General features: G+C 37.2%; 26 protein-coding genes. 10 read left to right on the forward strand and 16 right to left on the reverse strand.

What is annotated here, in order from left to right:
• Positions 1-21: 21 nt before the first annotated feature.
• Positions 22-384, reverse strand: coding sequence for a YxeA family protein (locus NSS74_RS23245; protein WP_002130097.1), 363 nt, complete (start codon positions 382-384; stop codon positions 22-24).
• 234 nt (positions 385-618) lie between these two features.
• Between NSS74_RS23245 and NSS74_RS23250 the strand changes: the two genes are divergently transcribed.
• The gene (locus NSS74_RS23250; RefSeq protein WP_002130098.1) at positions 619-1,656 is read left to right on the forward strand and encodes a PTS sugar transporter subunit IIC; all 1,038 of its coding nucleotides are present in this window, start codon (positions 619-621) and stop codon (positions 1,654-1,656) included.
• Between the two features lie 540 nt (positions 1,657-2,196).
• On the opposite strand, the gene speB is transcribed toward NSS74_RS23250, so the two are convergent.
• The 4 genes from speB to NSS74_RS23270 form a co-directional block, all read right to left on the reverse strand.
• Positions 2,197-3,069 (reverse strand): agmatinase, encoded by an 873-nt coding sequence (gene speB / locus NSS74_RS23255; RefSeq protein WP_002016350.1) that lies wholly within the window; start codon positions 3,067-3,069, stop codon positions 2,197-2,199.
• Between the two features lie 218 nt (positions 3,070-3,287).
• Entirely contained in the window at positions 3,288-4,115 is an 828-nt protein-coding gene (speE, locus tag NSS74_RS23260) for a polyamine aminopropyltransferase (RefSeq protein WP_000424693.1), read from the reverse strand.
• Between the two features lie 186 nt (positions 4,116-4,301).
• Entirely contained in the window at positions 4,302-5,465 is a 1,164-nt protein-coding gene (locus NSS74_RS23265; RefSeq protein WP_002143906.1) for an MFS transporter, read from the reverse strand.
• Between the two features lie 5 nt (positions 5,466-5,470).
• Positions 5,471-5,878, reverse strand: a complete 408-nt coding sequence (locus tag NSS74_RS23270) for a MerR family transcriptional regulator (RefSeq protein WP_002016353.1) — start codon at positions 5,876-5,878, stop codon at positions 5,471-5,473.
• A 150-nt stretch (positions 5,879-6,028) separates the two neighbouring features.
• Between NSS74_RS23270 and NSS74_RS23275 the strand changes: the two genes are divergently transcribed.
• Positions 6,029-6,754, forward strand: a complete 726-nt coding sequence (locus tag NSS74_RS23275) for a glycerophosphodiester phosphodiesterase (RefSeq protein ID WP_002034922.1) — start codon at positions 6,029-6,031, stop codon at positions 6,752-6,754.
• Between the two features lie 100 nt (positions 6,755-6,854).
• The gene (locus tag NSS74_RS23280) at positions 6,855-8,906 is read left to right on the forward strand and encodes a transglycosylase domain-containing protein (protein ID WP_002143907.1); all 2,052 of its coding nucleotides are present in this window, start codon (positions 6,855-6,857) and stop codon (positions 8,904-8,906) included.
• A gap of 32 nt (positions 8,907-8,938) precedes the next feature.
• Here the strand turns inward: NSS74_RS23280 and NSS74_RS23285 are convergent, their stop codons facing one another.
• Positions 8,939-9,448 (reverse strand): YwhD family protein, encoded by a 510-nt coding sequence (locus NSS74_RS23285; RefSeq protein ID WP_002016357.1) that lies wholly within the window; start codon positions 9,446-9,448, stop codon positions 8,939-8,941.
• Positions 9,449-9,473: 25 nt separating this feature from the next.
• Positions 9,474-10,148: a site-2 protease family protein gene (locus NSS74_RS23290; protein ID WP_002016358.1), complete on the reverse strand. Its 675-nt coding sequence runs from the start codon at positions 10,146-10,148 to the stop codon at positions 9,474-9,476.
• Between the two features lie 112 nt (positions 10,149-10,260).
• Between NSS74_RS23290 and NSS74_RS23295 the strand changes: the two genes are divergently transcribed.
• Complete coding sequence (locus NSS74_RS23295; RefSeq protein WP_001147171.1) at positions 10,261-10,446, forward strand: 2-hydroxymuconate tautomerase; 186 nt, start codon at positions 10,261-10,263, stop codon at positions 10,444-10,446.
• Positions 10,447-10,485: 39 nt separating this feature from the next.
• On the opposite strand, the gene NSS74_RS23300 is transcribed toward NSS74_RS23295, so the two are convergent.
• The 6 genes from NSS74_RS23300 to NSS74_RS23325 form a co-directional block, all read right to left on the reverse strand.
• Positions 10,486-11,790 (reverse strand): HD domain-containing protein, encoded by a 1,305-nt coding sequence (locus tag NSS74_RS23300; RefSeq protein WP_002143908.1) that lies wholly within the window; start codon positions 11,788-11,790, stop codon positions 10,486-10,488.
• 145 nt (positions 11,791-11,935) lie between these two features.
• Positions 11,936-12,874, reverse strand: coding sequence for an ABC transporter substrate-binding protein (locus NSS74_RS23305; protein ID WP_002138981.1), 939 nt, complete (start codon positions 12,872-12,874; stop codon positions 11,936-11,938).
• 201 nt (positions 12,875-13,075) lie between these two features.
• Positions 13,076-13,888: an ABC transporter ATP-binding protein gene (locus NSS74_RS23310; protein WP_002034935.1), complete on the reverse strand. Its 813-nt coding sequence runs from the start codon at positions 13,886-13,888 to the stop codon at positions 13,076-13,078.
• Between the two features lie 15 nt (positions 13,889-13,903).
• A complete protein-coding gene (locus tag NSS74_RS23315; protein WP_002143910.1) occupies positions 13,904-14,920 on the reverse strand; it encodes a FecCD family ABC transporter permease in 1,017 nt (338 codons plus the stop codon).
• Positions 14,917-15,972, reverse strand: coding sequence for a FecCD family ABC transporter permease (locus NSS74_RS23320; protein ID WP_000388282.1), 1,056 nt, complete (start codon positions 15,970-15,972; stop codon positions 14,917-14,919). Before NSS74_RS23320 ends, NSS74_RS23315 begins: the two co-directional genes overlap by 4 nt.
• Before the next feature lie 237 nt (positions 15,973-16,209).
• Positions 16,210-16,434, reverse strand: coding sequence for a DUF1450 domain-containing protein (locus NSS74_RS23325; protein ID WP_000526075.1), 225 nt, complete (start codon positions 16,432-16,434; stop codon positions 16,210-16,212).
• Positions 16,435-16,723: 289 nt separating this feature from the next.
• Here NSS74_RS23325 and NSS74_RS23330 point away from each other — a divergent pair, with 289 nt between their 5' ends.
• Complete coding sequence (locus NSS74_RS23330) at positions 16,724-17,419, forward strand: RsfA family transcriptional regulator (protein ID WP_002016365.1); 696 nt, start codon at positions 16,724-16,726, stop codon at positions 17,417-17,419.
• Between the two features lie 127 nt (positions 17,420-17,546).
• Positions 17,547-18,392 carry a lipoate--protein ligase family protein gene (locus tag NSS74_RS23335; protein WP_002034931.1) on the forward strand — a complete coding sequence of 282 codons (846 nt, stop codon included), beginning with the start codon at positions 17,547-17,549 and terminating at the stop codon, positions 18,390-18,392.
• A gap of 69 nt (positions 18,393-18,461) precedes the next feature.
• Here NSS74_RS23335 and pta read toward each other — a convergent pair whose 3' ends face one another.
• On the reverse strand, positions 18,462-19,433 hold the full coding sequence (pta, locus tag NSS74_RS23340; protein WP_000067219.1) for a phosphate acetyltransferase: 972 nt from the start codon (positions 19,431-19,433) through the stop codon (positions 18,462-18,464).
• 278 nt (positions 19,434-19,711) lie between these two features.
• Between pta and hemQ the strand changes: the two genes are divergently transcribed.
• The 4 genes from hemQ to gerQ all read left to right on the forward strand — a co-directional run bounded on the left by hemQ (position 19,712) and on the right by gerQ (position 22,991).
• Positions 19,712-20,455: a hydrogen peroxide-dependent heme synthase gene (gene hemQ / locus NSS74_RS23345; protein WP_001287592.1), complete on the forward strand. Its 744-nt coding sequence runs from the start codon at positions 19,712-19,714 to the stop codon at positions 20,453-20,455.
• Between the two features lie 195 nt (positions 20,456-20,650).
• Positions 20,651-21,928 (forward strand): serine hydrolase, encoded by a 1,278-nt coding sequence (locus NSS74_RS23350; protein ID WP_040963142.1) that lies wholly within the window; start codon positions 20,651-20,653, stop codon positions 21,926-21,928.
• 175 nt (positions 21,929-22,103) lie between these two features.
• Positions 22,104-22,526, forward strand: coding sequence for a cell wall hydrolase CwlJ (gene cwlJ, locus NSS74_RS23355; protein ID WP_000538158.1), 423 nt, complete (start codon positions 22,104-22,106; stop codon positions 22,524-22,526).
• Between the two features lie 27 nt (positions 22,527-22,553).
• Entirely contained in the window at positions 22,554-22,991 is a 438-nt protein-coding gene (gene gerQ, locus NSS74_RS23360) for a spore coat protein GerQ (RefSeq protein WP_002143914.1), read from the forward strand.
• A gap of 31 nt (positions 22,992-23,022) precedes the next feature.
• On the opposite strand, the gene NSS74_RS23365 is transcribed toward gerQ, so the two are convergent.
• Positions 23,023-23,391: a DUF423 domain-containing protein gene (locus NSS74_RS23365; protein WP_002016371.1), complete on the reverse strand. Its 369-nt coding sequence runs from the start codon at positions 23,389-23,391 to the stop codon at positions 23,023-23,025.
• A 63-nt stretch (positions 23,392-23,454) separates the two neighbouring features.
• On the reverse strand, positions 23,455-23,742 hold the full coding sequence (locus tag NSS74_RS23370; RefSeq protein WP_001198367.1) for a YwdI family protein: 288 nt from the start codon (positions 23,740-23,742) through the stop codon (positions 23,455-23,457).
• Positions 23,743-23,746: the final 4 nt, after the last annotated feature.

Raw genomic sequence — 23,746 nt, forward strand, 5'->3', positions numbered from 1 at the left:
GGAGCGAACGATTCGCTCCTTTTATGGTTTTTCTATTTTTTGCAACGCTTTTTGCGGGATTGATTCTTTCGAGATTTCAGCCCATCCTTTTCCCTGCATACCTTTTGCATAAATTTTTATAAAAGCACCCGTATGCAATTCACGGTTCACCATTCTTTTAATAACTTGTAACTTTCCATCTTCTGTATACCCTTTAAATGTATACAAATATTCATCGTCTTTTTTCTCACTTTTATCTATAACAGCATAATAATCTTGTATTTCTTTATTTGAAAAGAAGTTGTCTACAAAAGCATGCACACCTTCTGTTTTCGTGTTTAAATAATATGCTGTTCCACCTAAAATAATGGCGAACACAGCTAAAACTTTAATTACCAATTTCATAAATGCGCCTCCTGTTTGCACTGCTTTCTCACTAGCCGTATGTCTATACCTGTATTATACGAAAAAAGGCATACTATACTCTATCGAAATGCCTTACACTTTCCTTACATTATTGTAAGAGTTTTTCACCTTACAGCGATTTCCCAATAAAAAATTTTTCCGTTTAACAAACTTTTATATTATTATTGAATGATACAAATTTTTATTACAAAAATCAAAGGAGACAATTTTCAAATGGCTATCTTGCAAGGTTTAGCACTATTACTTGTTGTACTTTGTCTATTTACACTTTTCAGTTACCGTGCGCCTTACGGAATGAAAGCAATGGGCGCTTTAGCTAATGCAGCAATCGCAAGTTTTCTTATTGAAGCATTTCACCGTTATATTGGTGGAGAAATGTTTCATAATGACTTTTTACAATCAGTAGGAGTAGCTTCTGGTAGCATGAGCGGTGTCGCAGCGGCAATTTTAGTCGCATTAGCAATCGGTGTCTCACCCGTATACGCTGTTTTAATCGGTATCGCTACTAGCGGATTCGGTATTTTACCAGGATTTTTCGCTGGATACGTTTGTGCCTTCGTCGTGAAGTTTCTCGAAAAGAAATTACCAGCTGGTGTAGAGTTTTTAGCAATCCTATTTATCGCTGCACCAATTTCACGCGGAATGGCCATGCTTATGGATCCACTCGTTAACGCAACACTTGGTAAAATCGGTTCTATGATTTCAGTTGCAACTACAGAAAGTCCTATCATTATGGGTATTATGCTTGGTGGATTAATAACAGTTATTTCTACATCTCCATTAAGTTCTATGGCACTAACTGCAATGCTTGGATTAACTGGTTTACCAATGGCAATTGGTAGTCTTGCCGTAGCAGCTTCTGCCCCAATGAACTTCATTTTCTTTAAACGACTAAAAATCTGTTCAAAGAAAGATACAATCGCCGTGGCAATCGAGCCGTTAACACAGGCCGATGTTGTCTCAGCAAATCCAATTCCTATCTATATGACAAACTTTGTTGGCGGTGCGCTTGCCGGTATTATTACGTCGCTGTTCCAGCTCGTTAATAATGCACCAGGGACAGCATCACCAATTCCAGGACTTCTCGTACTGTTCGGATTTAATGATGTAATAAAAGTAACGATTGCTGCCGTATTATGTGGAATCGTTACCACTATTGTTGGATACGTCGGTTCCATTGTGTTCCGCAAATATCCAATCCGTTCTGCTGATGAAATTCGCGGAATTACTTCGGAAGAGAAAGTTGCGTAAAGAAAGGGAGCTATTCTCATCGTTTGAGAATAGCTCTTTTTTATGTCGCATGACGGTAAGTGAAATTATATTGAACACAACTCCGCATATATCGACTTAACTACTAAATAAGACAATAATAACCTACCTATTAATAAAAGAAGCCGGCTCAAAACACTTTTTGAGTCGGCTTCACTTTTACTTTATCCAGCTACAGCGGCTAGAATGATCGGTGGCTTCGCTTCTTCCTTCGAGACAAAAAACGCCTCTACGTCTGAAGCTCCATCCCCCTCACATTCTGAGCGAGCCGCTTGCGCTTTTATTTTATCCAGCTACAGCGACTAGAATGATTGGTGGCTTCGCTTCTTCCTTCGAGGCAAAAAACGCCTCTACGTCTGAAGCTCCATCCCCCTCACATTCTGAGCGAGCCGCTTGCGCTTTTATTTTATCCAGCTACAGCAGCTAGAATCTCCGGCCATTTCACACTCTCGTTCGAAGCCAAAAGCGCTTCTCGGTCGAGCGTTCCAATGACCTGCGATTCTGAGCGAGCTGCCTACGCTTTTATTTAACCCAACCGAGCAGCATTTCCCGCACGAATTTGCTTGCTGCGATTGGTGTTTGATCACTATGATCGTAGACTGGAGCTACTTCTACTAAGTCTGCTCCGACTACTTTTATATTTGAATTTGCAATTGCTACGATGGACTCTAATAGTTCTTTAGATGTGATACCTCCAGCTTCTAATGTTCCTGTTCCAGGAGCGTGAGCTGGGTCTAATACGTCGATGTCAATTGTGACATAGACTGGGCGTCCTGCAAGTTTCGGTAATACTTCCTTTAACGGTTCTAATACGTCAAATTTATATAAGTTCATACCTACTTCTTTTGCCCATTCGAATTCTTCCTTCATTCCAGAACGAATACCGAAAGAATATACGTTTTCCGGACCAATTAAATCGCACACTTTACGAATTGGTGTAGAGTGGGATAAAGGCTCTCCCTCATATGACTCACGTAAGTCAGTATGAGCATCCATATGGATGATTGCTAAATCCGGATATTTTTTTGCCATTGCCTTAAAAATTGGCCAAGACACTAAGTGCTCTCCGCCGAGACCTAGTGGAAACTTACCGGCATCTAATAGTTTTGTTACATATTCTTCAATCATGTCTATGCTGCGCTGTGGATTCCCAAATGGTAATGGGATATCACCCGCATCAAAATATTTTACCTCTTCTAGTTCACGATCTAAATACGGACTATATTCTTCAAGACCGATTGATACTTCACGAATACGTGCAGGGCCAAAGCGAGATCCTGGACGGAAACTTACTGTCCAATCCATAGGCATCCCGTAAATAACTGCCTCTGACTCTTCAAAACTTGGATGACTTTTAATAAATACTTTACCTGAATAAGCTTCATCAAAACGCATATTCTTTTCCTCCTTATGTGGAACTTAAGGTATCCCAACCTTTCACTATTTCTCAAATTTGGAGCGCATTGCTCCTCTTTCTCGATTTACCTGGGCCTTCTTGTTATCACAAGAAGACTACTTCATTTGTAGCAGTGTAAGTAACTAGCATGTTCAAGCCTTCTAGACAAACACCTTAAATGAGTTACTTACACTTTATTTATTTCAATTTAACGCTCTTACTTAATTAAATCGCCAACAAATTTCGGTAATGCGAATGCTGCATTGTGTAATTCTTTTGTGTAATATTTCGTTTCGATTTCATGGAAACGCTCTTCACTTACTTCTAATGGATCATGTTTTTTAGATCCGATTGTGAACGTCCAAAGTCCACTTGGATACGTCGGAATGTTTGCTGTGTATAGACGAGTAATTGGGAAAATCTCTTTTACGTCTTTAAACACAGTTGTAATTAGTTCTGGTGTAAACCAAGGGTTGTCCGTTTGAGCAACGAAAATACCATCTTCTTTTAACGCTTTAGAAATTCCAGCGTAGAAGCCTTTTGTAAATAGGTTTACTGCTGGGCCTACTGGCTCAGTAGAATCTACCATAATTACGTCATATTCATTTTCGCTTTCTGCGATGTGTAGGAAACCGTCTCCTACTTTTACTTCTACACGCTCATCATCTAATGCGCCTGCAATTGATGGTAAGTATTGTTTAGAGTACTCAATTACTTTTCCATCAATTTCAACAAGAGTTGCTTTCTTTACGCTTGGGTGTTTTAATACTTCACGAATAACACCACCATCGCCACCACCTACTACTAATACGTTTTCAGGGTTTGGATGTGTAAATAAAGGTACGTGCGCTACCATTTCATGATAAACGAACTCGTCCTTTTCTGTTGTCATAACCATGCCATCTAAAATAAGCATGTTTCCGAACTCTTCCGTTTCAACCATATCAAGTTTTTGAAATTCTGTTTGCTCCGTATGTAATGTGCGGTTAATACGCGCCGTAATTCCAAAATGCTTTGTTTGTTTTTCAGTGAACCATAGTTCCATCGTACAATCACGCCTTTCAATGCAAATTTATAATAGGGACATCATTAATGTCCCCTAACAAAAATAAAACAAAACATCCAAAAAGTATAGTTAAAAGTACAAAAATACCGAAAATATATTTTAGTCAGAGGGTTCTAACATATATGTGAAAAGGGATTGCTCTGTAATAGGAAAGAAAACCCTTTCTTAAGAAAGGGTTTTTGTCTCTATTTCTACCGGTTTACGAATCGGAATTAAGATCATTACGCAACCAACTAACACAACAATTCCACCGACTAAAAACGGACTTTGTGGTGAAACTGTATGACCGATGACTCCTGATAAAATTGGAGCAATCGCGCCCCCTAACCAACGAACGAAGTTATAAACACCTGATGTAACAGATCTTTCATAAGGTGAAATATCCATTACATAACTTGTAAATAACGCGTTATTTAAGCCTGATGCTAATCCTGATAGAACGATTAACACGATTTGTAACCACATAATTTTAACGAAGAATAGTGCAATTAAGAAAATCGCAAATACGAGTAAACTACCTTTTAACAATGCTTTTGGTTCATATTTACCTTCTAGCTTATGCGCTAAAATTGCTGATCCGTAAGCTAATGCTAATCCCCATCCGCAAAATACAAATCCTAATTGAATAGCAGATAAATGCATAATAAGTGGCGAATATGCTAACACGACGAAAAATCCGTAGTAATATAACATCCCGGAAATGGCACCTTGCATAAACGGTTTATACTTCACCAGGTTAAGTAATTCTCCTACGCCTGCCGCTTTACGCTTCACTTTTCGCTCCGGCTCTTTTACAAAAAAGAAAACTAAAATAAATGCTAAAGAAATTAAAATACTCGTCGCAAAAAATGGGTAACGCCAAGAATGTCCACCTAATATACCGCCTAACAATGGGCCACCTGCCATCCCTAAACCGATAGCTGCTTCATATAATCCTACTGCTTCATGAACTTCTTTACTTAATGCAATTAATAATGTCATCGCCGTTGCGAAGAACATCGCATTTCCTAATCCCCACCCCGCGCGGAAAAGAGATAATTGAGCAATCGTTTGCGATATACCACATATAAATGCAAATACAGTTACAATCGCAAGACCGATCGTCATCATTCGTTTATCACCAAATCTTGATGCAAATATTCCAGCTGGTAACATCATAATTGCCATCGTTAAAATATAAGCTGTAAATAACATCTCGACTTGCCAATGCGAAGCACCAATTTGTTCAGCAATACTTGGTAAAATTGGGTCGACTACTCCTATACCTGAAAAGGCAAGGAAGGTAGCCACCACTGTAATCAATCTCCCTAATTTTTGTTTGCTCTCCATTTTGATTACTCTCCTTTTGTATTCTCTAAAAATGTAACTGCACGGCTTAAACTATCCTCTAGCTCTGCCTTAACACGCTGCATTTGCTCCATTTTTTCGTCTAACGTTTGCACTTGTTTTTCAAGCATCTCTTTAATTTCTTGAATCACTTCACGGTCACGCGGATTCTCACTATTTCTTCTTTGTTCCATTCTTTCTTTTAACGATAAGAAATGTTGCATTTCTTGAAGCGTAATTCCTAGTACTTCTTTCGCTTCCACAATCCTTTTAATTCTCGCAATGTCCTCGTCTGTATACAGGCGAATATTCCCTTCACTGCGTTCTGGGGGATGAATTAAACCAATTTCCTCATAATAACGAAGTGTACGCTTTGTTAAACCAACTTGCTTTGTTACTTCATCGATTTTATACATGTGTATTCCTCCCTTCATCGATTATTACATTTTACGTTAACGTTAACTTTTGTGCAACTGTTATACTTTTGTAAATGTTTGTCATATGAATTGTATTTTTCTCAAAGCAGTTTCATAATAAAAGAAAAGAGATGATAAGGAGATTTCCACATGAATAAACCACTTATTTTCGCTCATCGCGGGGTAAAAGGAACACACCCAGAAAATACGATGATTGCCTTCCAAGAGGCTGAACGCATTAGTGCTCACGGAATTGAACTTGATGTTCATCTATCAAAAGATGGTGAACTAGTTGTTATTCATGATGAAACGGTGGACCGCACAACAAATGGCGTGGGACTTGTTTCTGAGAAAACTGTAGAGGAATTACAAGCTTTAGATGCTGGTAGCCATAAAGATCCTTCTTTTCATGAGGCGAAAATCCCAACATTACGAGAAGTATTTATTTGGCTCTCTACAACAAATTTACAACTTAACATTGAATTAAAAACAGATGTTCTTCATTATCCAAATATTGAAGAAAAAGTTGTTGCTCTTGTTCGTGAATATCATCTATCCAATCAAATTGTATTTTCATCATTTAACCACGATTCCGTTTCATTATTAGCAGAAATTGCTCCAGAAATTCCAAGAGCGATTTTGTACGATACACCACTTGCAGATCCTATTGCTGAAGCAAAAAGGCGCGAGGCGACTGGATTACATCCAAACTTTCAATTATTAACGAAAGAGTTTGTCCAATTAGCACAGGGGCAAGGATACGTTTTTCGTCCTTACACTATTAATGAATATAAAGATTTACAAACTATGATTGACTATGGTGTAGATGTCATCATTACCGATTGGCCAGCACGTGCCTTTGAGCTCCTTTCTTAATTGAAGGGGCTTTTTTGTTTTCAAAATTTCATTGTTTAAAATAAACGAAAACCCTCAATACTAATACAATAATGCTTGTATTAATGAGGGGCTGAAAAAGATGGATCAAACTATGAATCCAAAACTTAAAAAATATAAACGTCTTTTCTTCACCGTAATGTTTTCTTGTGTTCTTTTTTTCGTTTTTTCCTTTTTTATTATCATTATAGCTGCAAAAATTATGGGGCCTCCCCCTGTTGCAGTGCCGCAAACGAGTGTCTTTTACGCTAATGATGACACTGTTATAGGACAAAGTAATGAAACACAAAAGCGCTATAATGTATCTCTTGATGAAATTTCTCCTTATGTAAAAGAGGCAACACTATCTATTGAAGATCAACGATTCTACAAACATCATGGATTTGATATAAAGCGCATTGTTGGTGCCATTGTTGCCGATTTAAAAGCAATGGCAAAAGTACAAGGTGCTAGTACTATTACACAACAGTATGCTCGTAACCTATACTTAGATCATGATAAAACGTGGAAGCGTAAACTATTAGAGGCAATGTATACCGTTCGCCTTGAAGTGAACTATAATAAAAATCATATTTTAGAAGGATATTTAAATACAATTTATTACGGGCATGGTGCTTACGGAATCGAAGCTGCTTCTCGCCTGTATTTCGATAAAACTGCAAAAGAATTAACATTAGCAGAAGCTAGTATGCTCGCAGGCATTCCGAAAGGACCTAGCTTTTACTCTCCCTTTTTAAAAGAGGAGCGTGCTAAAGGGCGTCAATCTCTCATACTAGATGAAATGGTAGAACAAGGTTATATTACAAAACAGCAAGCTGCCTCGGCAAAAAAGGAACCGCTAACTTTCGCCTCATTAGATACGAAAAAAGTGGCAGAGGTCGCACCTTATTTCCAAGATGCTGTACAAGCTTCTCTTCTTCGGGATATCGGATTAGATGAGCAAGCCTTACAGCGAGGTGGCTTACGTATTTATACAACGCTAGACCCTAAATTACAATCTGTAGCAGAGCAAGCTGTAAAAAATCATATACCTGAAACAACAAACATCCAAACTGCCCTCGTCTCTATGAATCCAAAAACGGGTGAAGTGGCTGCCCTTGTTGGTGGAACTGATTATAATACGAGTCAATTTAACAGAGCTACACAAGCCGCTCGTCAGCCCGGCTCTACATTTAAGCCATTCCTATATTACGCAGCCTTAGAACGAGGATTCACCCCTGCTACGCGCTTAAAAAGCGAATACACTGTATTCACTTTAGGTGACGGTGTTTCCAAATATAAACCGAAAAATTATAAAAACTATTATGCAGACGACTTTGTGACAATGGCACAAGCACTCGCTGTTTCTGATAACGTATATGCTGTGAAGACAAATCTATTTTTAGGCGAAGACATTCTTACAAAAACAGCGAAGCAATTCGGTATTACTAGCGCATTAAAAGATGTTCCGTCTCTTGCTCTCGGCACATCTCCTGTAAAACCAATTGAAATGGTCAATGCTTATAGCATGTTTGCAAACGGCGGGAAAGAAGTAAAACCAATCTTTATAAGGCGCATCGTTGATCATGAAGGAAATATGCTATACGACGCTCATTTAGAAAGTAAACAAGTTCTAGATAAAAGCAAAGCCTTTGTGATGGAAGAAATGATGGCAGGTATGTTTAATAAAAAACTAAGCAGTTATGCCGCTGTGACCGGTCAATCGATGTTATCAAAACTATCAAGAACATATGCTGGAAAGTCTGGTTCTACAGAAACTGATAGTTGGATGATTGGATTTACCCCGCAGCTCGTAACAGGGGTTTGGATTGGATACGATCAACCTAAATCCATTTCAAACGTAGCAGAACAAGGATACGCAAAAAAAATATGGACCGATACAATGGAAAAAGGATTAGATGGACAGCCTAAACAAGAGTTCAAACAACCAGCAGATGTTGTTGCAGTCGATGTTAATCCTGAAAACGGTAAGATTGCTACAAAAAATTGTCCCATTTCTGTGAAAATGTATTTCGCAAAAGGTACAGAGCCAACAGAGTATTGTATGGATCACGTTGATGATAAGGAAGAGTTCGAAAAGGTTAGTGAAGAGAAGAAAAAGGCGGGTTGGTGGAAAAAATATCTCCCGTGGTAAAAAAATAGCTGACGGAAATCCGTCAGCTATTTTTATTCGCCTAATAATGCGTGGCGCAATTCTTCACTAGATTCGTTCCAAATTGCTTCATTATGCTCTTTTAAGAATGTACCAAGTACTTTTTTAGATGATTCATCCATATGATCAATCATGATGTGACGCTTTAGTGATTTATCCATTTTATTTACATGCTCTGGAAGTGATTTATATCCGCGGCGAATTTCACGATCAACTGTCATTTCACAGGCTGTTGCACCTGCGTAATAAGCACCGTTTGGTGTTCTTTCAATTGTTACCCAAACAAGCCAAAACGGTTTTCCGTTTGGAACTTCATCTTTATTTGTTAAAAACTTAATTCCTTTTTCTACTGTACTACGCGCATGCATCGCACCGATATCAACGAACGCAGTTTTCTCTAATACATCAACAAATACAGGAGAAATATTTTCTAAACTTAATGCCCCAACGCCAAAACCACCATGTCCATCTGTTGAATCATTTTTCACGATATTAAAACCGATTTTTTTCTTTTTCTCTGTCATATGTAAACTCCTCCTCGCTTAATGATTAAAAAAGCCTGAAAATAGGCGCAATGATATTTTGTAAAAATACTAATACATATGGAATAACAACATTGAAAATAGGTTGAATTGTGTAATTGCTAAGCGGTGTAATAACAAGAATTAATAACGCAATTGATCCATACTTTTCATACTGTGTCATTTTCGCACGAATATTTGCTGGTGCTAAATCTTCCACAACGCGATAACCATCAAGTGGCGGGATTGGTAATAAATTAAATACAAGTAAAACAATATTAAGCATAATAAAAATTTGGAAAAATTGATCCAGCGTATCTGCTACTGCAAGTGGCATCGCATCTAACACACCAAACGTTATTAAGCTATACCAAATAATTAAACCAATTGCACTTAAGATAAGATTACTTATCGGTCCCGCAATAGAAACTAATATTCCCGCAAGACGCGGTCTTTTAAAGTTATACGGATTAACAGGTACTGGTCTTGCCCAACCGAATCCAAGAATTAGTACAGCAATCATACCGATAGGATCTAAATGAGCCATCGGTGATAATGTTAAACGTCCTTGCTTTTTCGCTGTATCGTCTCCAAATTTATATGCAACATACGCATGTGCAAATTCATGCACAGATAGCGCAATAATAATTGCCATTGCTACCAATGGAATTTGTTGCAATGGGTATCTAAATAACTGATCCATAACTCATCTCCTCTTCCATATGTCAAAAAAAGAAATTATTTGTTTTTCCGATTGTTCTTCCTCATAATCCGCTATAATAAGAGTGTAACTTACATAAAAGGAGCGATTATACATGCCATACGTAACAGTGAAAATGCTAGAAGGACGCACAGAAGAACAAAAGAAAGCTCTTGCTGAGAAAGTAACAGCAGCAGTAAGCGAAACAACTGGTGCTCCTGAAGAAAACATCGTTGTTTTCATCGAAGAAATGTCTAAAAACCATTATGCAGTTGGCGGAAAACGCTTAAGCGACAAATAATTTCAAGTTTTTTCATAAGAAGCAGCTCTTTGCTGCTTCTTATTTCTTTCCTTCTAACAACTCGATAATTCTCTCTTTATATTTTCCTTTTCTTCCATCTTCATAGATTAAATCATGCGGATAGAATAGCTTTTGATCCGTTCGCTTCTTACCTGTAATCGCCTCAACAATATCCGATTCACGCGAAAGCTCTCTAAGTTCCCCGTTCGGCATAAGAAGTAAGATTGGCAGACGCTCTTCTTCTTCTCCTGCGCGGTAAAAGTCATACGGTAAATCCGATGTTGAATCCACAACTAAGTAATACTCTGGATCGAGTCCAATCTTTTTAAATAAGCTACTTAGCTCCATCCAATTATCTAAACCGTGCTTATCTGTAAACTCTACATATTTAAATAGATTTCGATTCATAAAACGGCGGCATAAGTCACTTAAAATCGGATCTTCTTCGTCTTGCCATACTTGGAAGTAATAATACATTACGTTCTCGTCTAACTTTAAATAATCCTCTACTGTCACTTCTTCTTCAAATAAAGAATAGAAATGAACAGGATGATTTTTAAACGCATAATACTTCTCATGCAGTGATTTAGCTCGGTGTAAAATCTTCGTTAAAATTACTTCTGCACTACGTGTTACCGGATGAAAATATACTTGCCAATACATTTGATAACGGCTCATAATATAATGCTCTACAGCATGCATACCACTATTTTTAATGACAACTTGATTACCGTACGGGCGCATGACACGCAGTATACGTTCCATATCAAAGTTTCCATACTTTACACCAGTAAAATATGCATCTCTTAATAAATAATCCATACGATCGGCATCAATTTGGCTCGAAATCATACTAATCGCTAATTTATTAGTAGATGTTTTCGCAATTACATCTGCTACCTTTTGCGGGAAATCCTTATCCACACGGCTTAACACACGATTAATTTCCGTATCACCAACGATAATCTTTTGCGTAAATTTCTCATGATCTAACGAAAATACTTTTTCAAACGAGTGAGAAAATGGGCCGTGACCGACATCATGAAGTAATGACGCACATAAACATAACAATCTATCTTCAGCATTCCAGTTCGGTCTGCCATCAAACACATCATCAATCATACGACGAATAATTTCATATACACCTAACGAATGAGTAAAGCGACTATGCTCTGCACCGTGAAATGTAAAAAATGTCGTACCAAGCTGCTTAATACGGCGCAAGCGTTGAAATTCTTTCGTTCCGATTAAATCCCAAATAACGCGATCACGCACGTGTACATATTTATGTACTGGGTCTTTAAACACTTTTGTTTCGCTGAGTTTGTCGTTTAAATATACCACTTTCCGACATCCCCCTTTCTTTACTGCATTCTTACTATATATTATAAACGATATAGGAAACAGAAAGAAATGAAAGACTATATTAATTCCTGTTATATAAAGAAAAATCACCTTTACCAAAGCAAAGGTGATTTTTCTTTATATATTATTTTCCTAAAATGAACTCAGTAACTTCGTCTAGGATCATTTCTTTACCTAGTGGGAAGTATCCTTTGTTTACATCTTCATTACTGATTGTAAATACATGGTTGTTTTTAACAGCGTTCATATTTTTCCAAATTGATTCTTCTTGGAATTCTTTTAGACGCTGAGAACCGTCACCAGTTGTAAATACGAATAAGTAATCTGGGTTGTAATCAATTAAAGCTTCTTTTTGTATTTGTACTAACGGTTTATCAGTTGGTGTACCTTTAACTGCTGGTAATTTTAAATCACCAAAGATTACGCTACCGTAACCGTAGTCACCGTATACACGGAATGCATTTGGATATGCAGCCATTTTCATGAATGTTGCATCGCCAGTTTTAGCAACGATTTTATCATGTAATTTGCTTGCTTTTTCATCATACTTTTTGAACCATTCTTTTGTTTCTTTCTCTTTACCGAAGATTTGACCTACTTCTTCGAATTTTGGACGCCATTGGTCTAATGGAGTTTTTAACATAACTGTTGGTGCAATTTTAGATAATTGATCATAAATCTTTTCTTGACGATTGTTTACAATAATTAAATCTGGTTTTGCAGCAGCCACTGCTTCGATGTTAATTTTATCGCCCCACGCAGAACCAACCGGTTTTACATCTTTCAATTTCTTCTCAATATGTGAATCAATTTTTTCTTGTGTTGTATTTGCAGTAATAATCGGTTTCATACCGAAAATTAATAATTCTTCTGTTGAACCACTAAGGTCAGCAATTTTCTTTGGATTTGCAGGAATTTTAATTTCCCCTTTTGCGTGTTGTACAGTGCGCTCTTCAGTTTTCGCATCTGCTTTCTTTTCTTCTTCTTTGTTAGAACAAGCTGCAAATAGTACAGAAGTAACAACTAGTACCATTGCTAATAGTGCCATTTTAAAATTCTTCATATTCCGACTCCTTCTAGCTGTATTTCTCTTATAATTTGCATGTAACTATAAGAAACAAAACAACATTTAATTAATATATTTTTATTAATTGTTGTTTATAACCCGTTCTAACGGGCGTTCAACTTCCCATCCGTGGGTAAGAAGCTCAACGTCCATTAGAACTCCCCCTCTCACCTCTTTAAGAGGGGGAAATTCTATTAATTATGCTTTTTTACGCAATTGATTATTAATCATCGCTAAATCGTATGTTAAACAAATTGGTTTACAGTTTACTGGACATGGAACGATTTGCGCTTCAATCTCAAATACGTTACGAAGTGTTTCACTCGTCATAACTTCATCTGGCGTTCCTTGTTTCATTAACTTACCTGCTTTTAATGCAATCATATGATCAGAGAAACGAGAAGCATGATTTAAATCGTGAATAACCATAACAATCGTTCTGCCTTCTTCTTTGTTTAACTTCTTCAGTAAGTTTAATATCTCAAGTTGATGAGCCATATCTAAGTATGTTGTTGGTTCATCTAACACAAGTAAATCTGTTCCTTGTGCAAGAGCCATCGCAATCCATACACGTTGACGTTGACCACCTGATAAAGCTTCTGCTGGACGATTTGCGAATTCTGTCATCCCCGTCACTTCAAGTGCCCAATGAATGTAGCGATAATCCTCTTCTTTCAATGTTCCAAATCCTTTTTGATGAGGAAAACGTCCATATGAAACAAGTTCAAACACAGTAAGGCCTGTTGGCACTTCTGCAGTTTGTGGTAAAATCGCCATTTTCTTTGCGATTTCTTTCGTTGGCTGTTTCTCAATTGCTTTTCCATCAAGATAAACAGTACCTCGTTTTGCTTTCAAAATACGAGAAGCCGTTTTTAATAATGTGGATTTCCCACAACCATTTGGTCCAATAATCGTTGTAATTTGTCCTTCCGGAATTTCAACTGTTAATCCATCTATAATTAACCCTTCATTATACCCAACAGATACCGCATCAACTGCTAAAGTTGCCATACAAAAAGCCTCCCTTTATTTTGTCCTCATAAGTAAATATATGAAATATGGTGCGCCAATTACAGAAATAACAAGACCGACCGGTATTTCTGAAGTTGGTAACACACTTCTTGAAATTACATCTGCAAATAAAAGCAAGAACGTTCCTATTAATGCAGCCGTTGGTAACATAATTTGATGTTTACCACCAACGAGGCGTCTCGCTAAATGCGGAGCCATTAAACCGATAAAACCAATGCCTCCCGCCACCGCAACAGATGCACCAGCTAAACAAACTGCAATAAATAATAATTTACGTCTTTCCTTTTCTACGTTTACACCAAGGCCAACTGCTGTAGAGTCGCCTAAATTCATTACATTTAATATGTGCGCTTTACTAATGGCAAGTGGTAAGAAAATAATCATCCATGGGAGTACACTTAGTACGAACTTCCAATCTGTTCCCCATAAACTTCCTGCCAACCAAATCGTTGCAAAACGGAAGTCGTTAGATGTCATCTTCATAGAGAAAATTAAACTAACCGCACCAAATCCGGCTGCAACAGCGATACCAACAAGAATTAATCGAGTTGATGAAACACCGTCTTTCCATGCTAGTAAATAAATAATAATCGCTGCTAATATCGCACCAACTAGCGCGAAGAATGGAAGGATAAATACAGATAAAAATGTACCAGTTCCAACTTTTCCAAAGAAAAAGTAGACGAATACAACAACTGTTAATCCCGCTCCGGCGTTAATACCTATAATACCTGGATCAGCAAGTGGGTTTCGTGATAGCCCTTGCAAAATTGCACCTGACATAGCTAATGCAGAACCAACTAATATAGCAATAACCATACGCGGCATACGAAATTCAAATAAAATAACAGATTGATCTTCTGCACCCAATCCAACCAATGACTTTAATACATCTATTGGAGGAATTTTAAATGTTCCTGTATTTAAACTTATTAAAAATACACCAACAATTAATCCTACTAAAATCGTTAAAATAGAAACGTTCTTTTTTGTTAAGACGCTCGTCCTCACATCTTTCCTCTCCCTTCATTACGTGCTAAGTAGAGGAAGAATGGCACCCCAATTAGCGCTGTAATTGCTCCAATTGGCGTTTCAAATGGTGGATTAATAACGCGAGATAACATATCTGCACATTCAATTAGCAATCCACCTAAGACCGCAGAACATGGAATAACCCATCTATAATCTGAGCCTACAAGGAAACGAGTCATATGCGGAATTACAAGTCCAACAAATCCAACTGATCCTGCCATAGAAACCGCAGAACCTGTTAATACAAGAACAAGTACTGTTCCGATAAATTTAATTAATGTCGTATTCTGACCAAGTCCAATCGCAATTTCTTCACCAAAGCTTAAAATTGTGATATATCTCGACATCATAATTGCTATAATGAGACAAACAAGACCAATCGGTACTAACATATTAATACTTTGCCATTTCACTCCGGCAACACCGCCTGCATTCCACATACTTACCTCTTGGGCAAGGTTGAAATACAATGCAATTCCAGATGAAATTGCCCCTAATAAAGCACTAATTGCTGCACCTGCTAAAGCTAATTTTACAGGCGTTAATCCACCTGGTGAAGAAGACCCAATACCATATACAATGCTCGCTCCAAACGCAGCTCCAATAAAAGATGCGATAACAAACATTAAATAAGGTGAATTAGGGAAGAATGCATACATAATTGCAATTCCGAATACAGCACCATCTGTAATCCCCATTAACGATGGAGATGCAAGTGGATTTCGTGTCATACCTTGCATAATTGCACCTGATACCGCTAAAAAAGCACCTGCAACTACGCCCCCTATTGCTCTAGGCATGCGAAGTTCTTGAATTACGTTATGGTGCGTTATGGAACCATCAAACTGAAATACAGCTTGCCAAACGGTCTTTAAACTAATATCTGCTGCACCAAACGAAATAGAAACTGCCATACTTAAAGCTAACAAAATTGTGCCTGCTATTAAAATAATAGAAGCAACGAGCGGTCTGCTCTTAATCTCTTTAACATTCACATCTTGCTGTTCTATACTCCTTGCGCTCGCTTCCATCCCTCAACCATCCTAACCAACAACATATATTTAATAAAATGAAATTTATTCTCAAATAATAATAAAAAAATTAGGTGAATTGACCTTTTTCGTGATAATGATTATCAGAATCAGACACTTTCTATTCTACCTACCACGTCAAAAGACTGTCAACCATTATTTTGAAATACGAATTCATACAAAACGCTATCTTATGGACATAAAAAAAGAAGAGTAATCTGTTCACTCTTCTTTTTCTTACTTATTTAATTTTGCTTCAATTTTTACAATTAATTCGTCTTCTGTTGGAGCCGCAACTGGACGATTATTTACAAACGCGAATGATTTTTTACGACCAGGGCCACAGTAAGACTGACATGCAACCTCAATCGTTGCACATGAATCTACTTTTTTTAACTTCGGAATCAACGTTTTAACGTTCGTTGCCTGACAATCATCACACACACGAAATTCGTTTCCCATTATATATAACACTTCCTCTATTTTAAACTTTTCACAAGTACATTTAAAAATAAACACTAAATGGTATTTTACCGCTCTTTGAAGCTTGTTGCAAGTCTCCGGGCGTAGCTCTATTCCTATATAAAGCTACCTATTTTTTATATTTTCTCCTTCAAAAGCTTTCATCATTCATAGCCATATTTCTTCTCTTCATTGAAATCTACCATATTTTTAAAAGCTTTGTATAAAAGCTCATTTTTTTGCCCATTATAAAAATAGGAAGTTCATAAAAAGAAAGGGAGTTGAATCTATGAAAGTAAGACAAGATGCTTGGACAGACGAGGACGATTTATTACTTGCTGAAACGGTGCTTCGCCATGTTCGAGAAGGAAGTACTCAATTAAATGCTTTTGAAGAAGTAGGAGATCAGTTAAATCGCACATCTGCTGCTTGTGGTTTCCGCTGGAATGCTGTTGTTCGCTATAGCTATGAACAAGCTCTTCAACTAGCAAAAAAACATCGTAAAGATAAAATGCGTGCTGCGGGCGGTGAACAGACAAAAAAACGTTTGCTTTACACACCACCAGCTTCAGCGGCGGCGATAACTGATTATGAAGAACACGTACCGTATGAAACAGCTGTTCAATATACAGAAGCTACTCCATATCAAAAGCCGACTGTCCCTGCTCCAAAAAGCTCAATAACAATGCAAGATGTTATTTACTTTTTACAAACAGTTGGATCTTCAAATATAAAAGTAACAGCTCTTGAAAACGAGAATACGAGATTGAAACAAGAAATTAAAACGCAAATCCTGCGAAATGAAGAACTAGAAAAGAAACTAGAAAAATTAGAACAACAATCTCATACTGTACAAGAGGATTACGAAACACTTATGAATATTATGAACCGTGCTCGTAAATTAGCAGTAATGGATGATGAGGAACGCTCACAAACATCTTTCCGCATGGATCGAAACGGTAACTTAGAAAAAATTGCAGAATAAAAAGGATGCATGCAATGCATCCTTTTTATTCTTTCACCTCTAAACTTCCCTTTATATATGAAAAAACCCCTTTCTACATTTTTTGCTATAATAGAGATTGTCATTTTAAAAATAAGGGGTTAGTTATATGAGCAATTCCCGTTCGATTTTATCTCAGCCAGAGTGGCGTATTGTAGATCAGTCTAGTTTAGGACCAACTTTCCATGCACTTCAGTCATTCGCAATGGATGACACGTTATGCACAAGTATTGGAAATGGTCTATCCGCTGCAACAATGCGCTCTTGGGTTCATCACAATACAATTGTTCTTGGCATTCAAGATTCACGCCTACCACATTTAGAAGAAGGTATTTCCTTTTTAAAAGAAAACGACTTCAATGTTATCGTTCGTAATTCTGGTGGACTTGCTGTCGTACTTGATGAAGGTGTTTTAAACGTATCACTTTTATTCCAAGAAACAGAAAAGGGTATCGATATCGACCTTGGATACGATACGATGTGGCATTTAATTAAGGAAATGTTAAAAGATTACGATGTTACTATCGAAGCAAAAGAAATTGTTGGTTCTTATTGTCCTGGTAGCTACGATTTGAGCATTCGCAATCAAAAATTTGCTGGTATTTCTCAGCGTCGTATTCGCGGAGGCGTTGCTGTACAAATTTACTTATGTGCGACAGGAAGCGGATCTGAGCGTGCCGCACTCGTTCGTGATTTTTACAACGTAGCAATTCAAGGCGAAGAAACAAGATTTACGTATCCCGAAATTGTACCGAGTACGATGGCTTCACTATCTGAATTACTTGGCGAAACAATTACAGTGCAAGATTTAATGATGCGCCTTTTAAAAACGTTGCAACAATTCACTCCAAAGTTAACATCATCTCAGCTAACAGTAGATGAAGTTCCTTTATATGAGACGAATTTACAACGTATTATTGACCGTAATAATAAGGCACTTGGTTTAGAAAAATAGAAACCAAAAAGACCACCCTCATTTCAAAAGAAATAGGATGGTCTTTTTTCATATTAATTCGTTATAGAATTAAAGTGCTTGAGCTGCTGTAATTAAAGCTAACTTGTACACTTCTTCTTCGTTACATCCACGAGACAGATCATTTACAGGCATATTTAAACCTTGTAAGATTGGTCCTACTGCTTCGAAGTTACCTAAGCGTTGAGCGATTTTGTAGCCGATATTACCAGCTTCTAAGCTTGGGAATACGAATACGTTAGCATCACCTTTAATTGTAGAACCTGGAGCTTTCTTCTCAGCTACAGATGGTACGAATGCAGCATCGAATTGGAATTCTCCATCTAAAGTTAATTCAGGAGCCATTTCTTTTGCAATGCGAGTTGCTTCTACAACTTTTTCTGTTTCTGGAGATTTCGCAGAACCTTTTGTAGAGAAGCTTAACATAGCAACGCGTGGGTCAATACCGAATAGTTCAGCAGTTTTCGCACTTTCGATACCAATTTCAGCTAAATCTTGGCTGTTTGGTGCAATGTTAATTGCGCAATCAGCGAATACATACTTCTCTTCTTCACGTACCATGATGAATACGCCTGAAGTTTTTGTAACGCCTGGTTTTGTTTTAATAATTTGAAGTGCTGGACGAACTGTATCAGCTGTAGAGTGAGCTGCACCACTTACTAAACCTTGTGCTTTGCCCATGTATACAAGCATCGTACCGAAGTAGTTTTCGTCTTTAAGGATTTTGCGAGCATCTTCTTCTGTTGCTTTACCTTTACGGCGTTCAACGAAAGATGCTACCATTGCATCCATTTCTTCGTATGTAGCTGGGTCATAAATATCAACGCCTGCTAATGTTAAGTTCATGCTAGCTGCTTTTGCGCTAATTTCTTCTTTATTACCAACTAAGATTGGTTTTACTAACTCTTCTTTTGCTAAACGCTCTGCAGCGCCTAAAATTCTTTCATCAGTTCCTTCAGGAAGTACGATAGAAATGCCTTTTCCTTGAACTTTTTCTTTTACTGTTGTAAATAAGTTGCTCACGAATAAACCCTCCTACATATGTTAAAAAACTCTATCTTTAAGAATACTGCTTTTCCTCTATATTTTAAACTTATAGCTCCCAAAAAATAGATAAAATGAAAATGATTATATTTTCATAAAATTCAGCATAGAAATAAAGCCCCTTTAAGCCTTATCTCCTCCTATTTTCAAGTAAATTTAAGTGTGACAATTTTATGCGCTGAAACTTTATGTAGATGTTTTTAATCCTATATATGCTATAGTTAACGTGTAAAATATCATTAACTGAGGTGAATAGAATGAGTGAAGCAACAACAACGTTAGATGGCTGGTATTGTTTACATGATTTACGTTCTATTGATTGGGCAGCATGGAAAACATTATCTAGTGACGAACGCGGACAAGCAGTGTCTGAATTTTTAAATGTCGTTGAAAAATGGAACGAAGTAGCTACTGCAAAAAAAGGCAGTCATGCAATGTATACAGTTGTTGGTCAAAAAGCAGATATTATGCTTATGATCTTACGTCCAACAATGGAAGAGTTAAATGAAATCGAAACAGAATTAAATAAAACAACATTAGCTGAATATTTAGTTCCTGCATATTCTTACGTATCTGTTGTTGAACTAAGCAACTACCTTCCAGCTGATGAAGACCCATACCAAAACCCACAAATCTTAGCTCGCTTATATCCTGAGTTACCAAAAGCAAATCATATTTGCTTCTATCCAATGGACAAGCGTCGCCAAGGTGATGACAACTGGTACATGCTTCCTATGGAAGAACGTAAAAAAATGATGTACAGTCACAGTAAAATCGGTCGCCAATACGCAGGGAAAGTACGCCAAGTAATTTCAGGATCAGTCGGATTCGACGATTTCGAGTGGGGCGTAACATTATTCGCTGACGATGTTCTTCAATTTAAGAAGCTTATATATGAAATGCGCTTCGATGAAGTAAGTGCCCGTTACGGTGAATTCGGTACATTCTTCGTTGGGAACATTTTACCAGACGAAAAAGTAGAGAAATTTTTACACATATAATAATGAAAAAGGAACGAATTTCGTTCCTTTTTTTATTATCCTCTATATTTACCCACAAAAAACTTCTTTTCTCTGCAAATTTGAATAAAAATCGACAAATTCTTTTCAATTTCCTTACAAAATTGTAACCTTTCTATATCCAAATTTATGCTAAAATGGTACGAGCTATATGCTAATAACGATGCGAAGGTGATAATGTATATGAAGAAAATCTTGTCTATTTTACTAGTGTCTCTATTGTCAATTTCTTCCTTAGGAGTAACAACATCCCATGCAGAAGAAAAAATACATATAGAGGCAGCTGCTGCACTGCTATTTGATGCGGATACAGGAAAAATACTGCATGAACAAAATCCAGATGAATTACTAGCTATCGCTAGTATGTCAAAATTAATTGTTATTTATGCCGTATTAGAAGCAATTAAAGAAGGAAAAATCACTTGGGATACGAAAGTAACTATTTCTGATTACGCTTATGAAGTTTCACGTAATAATGAATTCTCTAACGTGCCGTTCGAAAAAGGACGTCAATATACTGTAAGAGAATTATACCATTCTATCGTTATCTTCTCTGCAAATGGATCTAGTATTGCTTTAGCAGAATTACTTGCAGGAAGTGAAAAGAACTTCTTAAATCTCGCAAATGAACATGCGAAAAAACTAGGGTTAAAGAAATATAAATTTGTAAACGCTACTGGGTTAAATAACGCTGATTTAAAAGGAAAACATCCTGAAGGAACTGATCCGAATGGAGAAAACTCCATGTCAGCTCGCGATATGGGTATTCTTTCAAAAACAATTATTACAAAGTATCCAGAAATGCTAGAGGATACAAAACAAAGATTTAGAAACTTCCCAGATAATCATCCAAAACCAATTCGTATGGAAAATTGGAACTGGATGTTACCAGGTGCTGCTTTCTCTTATGAAGGAGCAGATGGTTTAAAAACAGGAAGTTCCGATACAGCTGGGTATGGTTTTACCATTACAGCAAAACGCGGTGATTTACGTCTTATATCTGTTATTATTAAAACGAAATCAATGGACGAACGTTTCACAGAATCTCGCGCATTAATTGAATATGGATTTAATAACTTCGAAAAACAGAAATTAAAAATAGATAAAAACAACAAAATTTCTGTAGTAAAAGGAAAAGAAGACTACGTAACAGTTGCACCAGAAAAAGAAGTGACAGTAGTTACTACAAAAGGTAGCAAATCATCTTACAAAATTTCTACTGAAGCAGATAAATCACTTGCTGAAGATGGGCATTTAGTTGCTCCTATTAAGAAAGATGCAAAGGTAGGTTCAATCGTCTTAGAACCAACTGATAAATATGGTTTCTTAGACGGAAATAAAAGTATAAAAGTTACTGCAAAAGCGACTGAAGAAGTAGAAAAAGCAAATTGGTTCGTATTAACAATGCGTTCAATTGGCGATTTCTTCTCAAACTTATGGTCTAAAGTATTTTAATGATGAAAAGCTAGCTCACGCTAGCTTTTTTTATTTTCCCCTCTAGATGTAAAACTTCGTTTGGTTGTCATATCTGCGTCCTTTTTCTCATACGTATGAACTAGTAATTGTTCCACACTTCATCTAGAAATGAACCTCTTTCTACAAGGCATTCCAAAAAGAGAGGTGACACATAATGGGTGTTATCGCGTATAACGAAGAAGATGTTAAGTTATTAGCTAGACTGATGCGTGCTGAAGCCGAAGGAGAAGGCCAACAAGGGATGTTAATGGTCGGAAACGTTGGGGTAAATCGTGTCCGCGGAAATTGTTTAGATTTCAAAAAAATACGTAATTTACGTCAAATGGTTTATCAAAATCCTGGTGGTTTTGAAGCAACTCAAAAAGGGTATTTTTATCAACGAGCGAGAGAACAAGATATTGCCTTAGCCCGCCGGACAATTCAGGGACAACGTTTTTGGCCCGCCAACTTCGCCTTATGGTTCTTTAGACCTGAAGGTCCTTGCCCACCAACTTGGTATGACCAACAAAATTCTGGTCGCTTTAAAAAACACTGCTTCTTCCAACCATCTGGTGGAGATTGTCCAGGCGTATATTAAGGAATGAAAATGAGGAGGGATTTTTGAATGACACAGCAACAAAACCCGTACTACGGAACAGGTTTTTATCAACCATCTGGAACTTATGTGCAACCGCAACAAATGACCCCACAGCAGCAGCAACAGCAACAACAACAGCAAGCGATGCAACAACAAGCTGCTCAAGCTCAACTTGCAGTTTCTCAAGGTATGTTACCACTAGAGCAATCGTATATTGAAAACATCCTTCGTTTAAATAAGGGTAAGCCAGCTACAGTTGTAATGACTTATGAACGCGGTAGTTCGCTTGGTACACAATCTTATACAGGGATCATCGAGGCAGCTGGCCGTGATCATATCGTAATTAGTGAGCCGAAATCTGGAAAACGCTTTTTACTACTAATGATTTATTTAGATTATGTAGAATTCCCAGGAGAAATTACGTATTTACCTGGTCAACAAGCAACTTATGCTCCAAGACCATAAAAAAAAGCTGGCGAATGCCAGCTTTTGTTTTTTATAACCCTTTTACAACTGCAGTTCCGACTAGAATCCACGCCACAATAAACGCTACACCACCAAGGGGTGTAATTGGGCCAAAGAATTTAATACCTGTTGTACTTAATGCATAAAGACTGCCTGAGAACATAATAATCCCAGCTACCATAAGCCAACCCGCAGTGCTTAAAAGTGATGATTGCATTTTGTCCATTAATAGAGCAACTACGAATAAGCCACCTGCATGAAACATTTGATATGTAACGCCCGTCTTCCACACTTCTAACATTTTTGCAGAAATTTTATTTTCTAAACCATGTGCTCCAAAAGCCCCTAATGCAACAGATAGCCCCGCTGCAATACAACCTAGTAAAAAGAAAATTTTCATCTTAATTCCCCTTTTTATTTTTATCATAAGCAATTTTCACATATAATCCAAACGATTTAATCCCTAAAAATCAAATAAAGAATTACCATTTGCACCTTCTTCTTTTATATACACAGGTTCTCCAGAAACTGGCATAACCGGTTGAACTGTTGTTATAGGCTGAGATCCGATTATTTGTGATTGAACTTGTGGTTCTCTATACGTAGAAGGCTCAACTTGTTCATCTAATAATAAATCACATAATGCACGCACAACTAATAAATGCTCTTTTGATTTTTGTCCTTCACTACTTTTTGCCTTTGCAATTTCACTCGCCATTTTATTTAAAACCTTATCGCTAGATACTTGCATTCTT

The organism is Bacillus sp. FSL E2-8868 (assembly GCF_038005505.1).
GTDB lineage: Bacteria > Bacillota > Bacilli > Bacillales > Bacillaceae_G > Bacillus_A > Bacillus_A mycoides.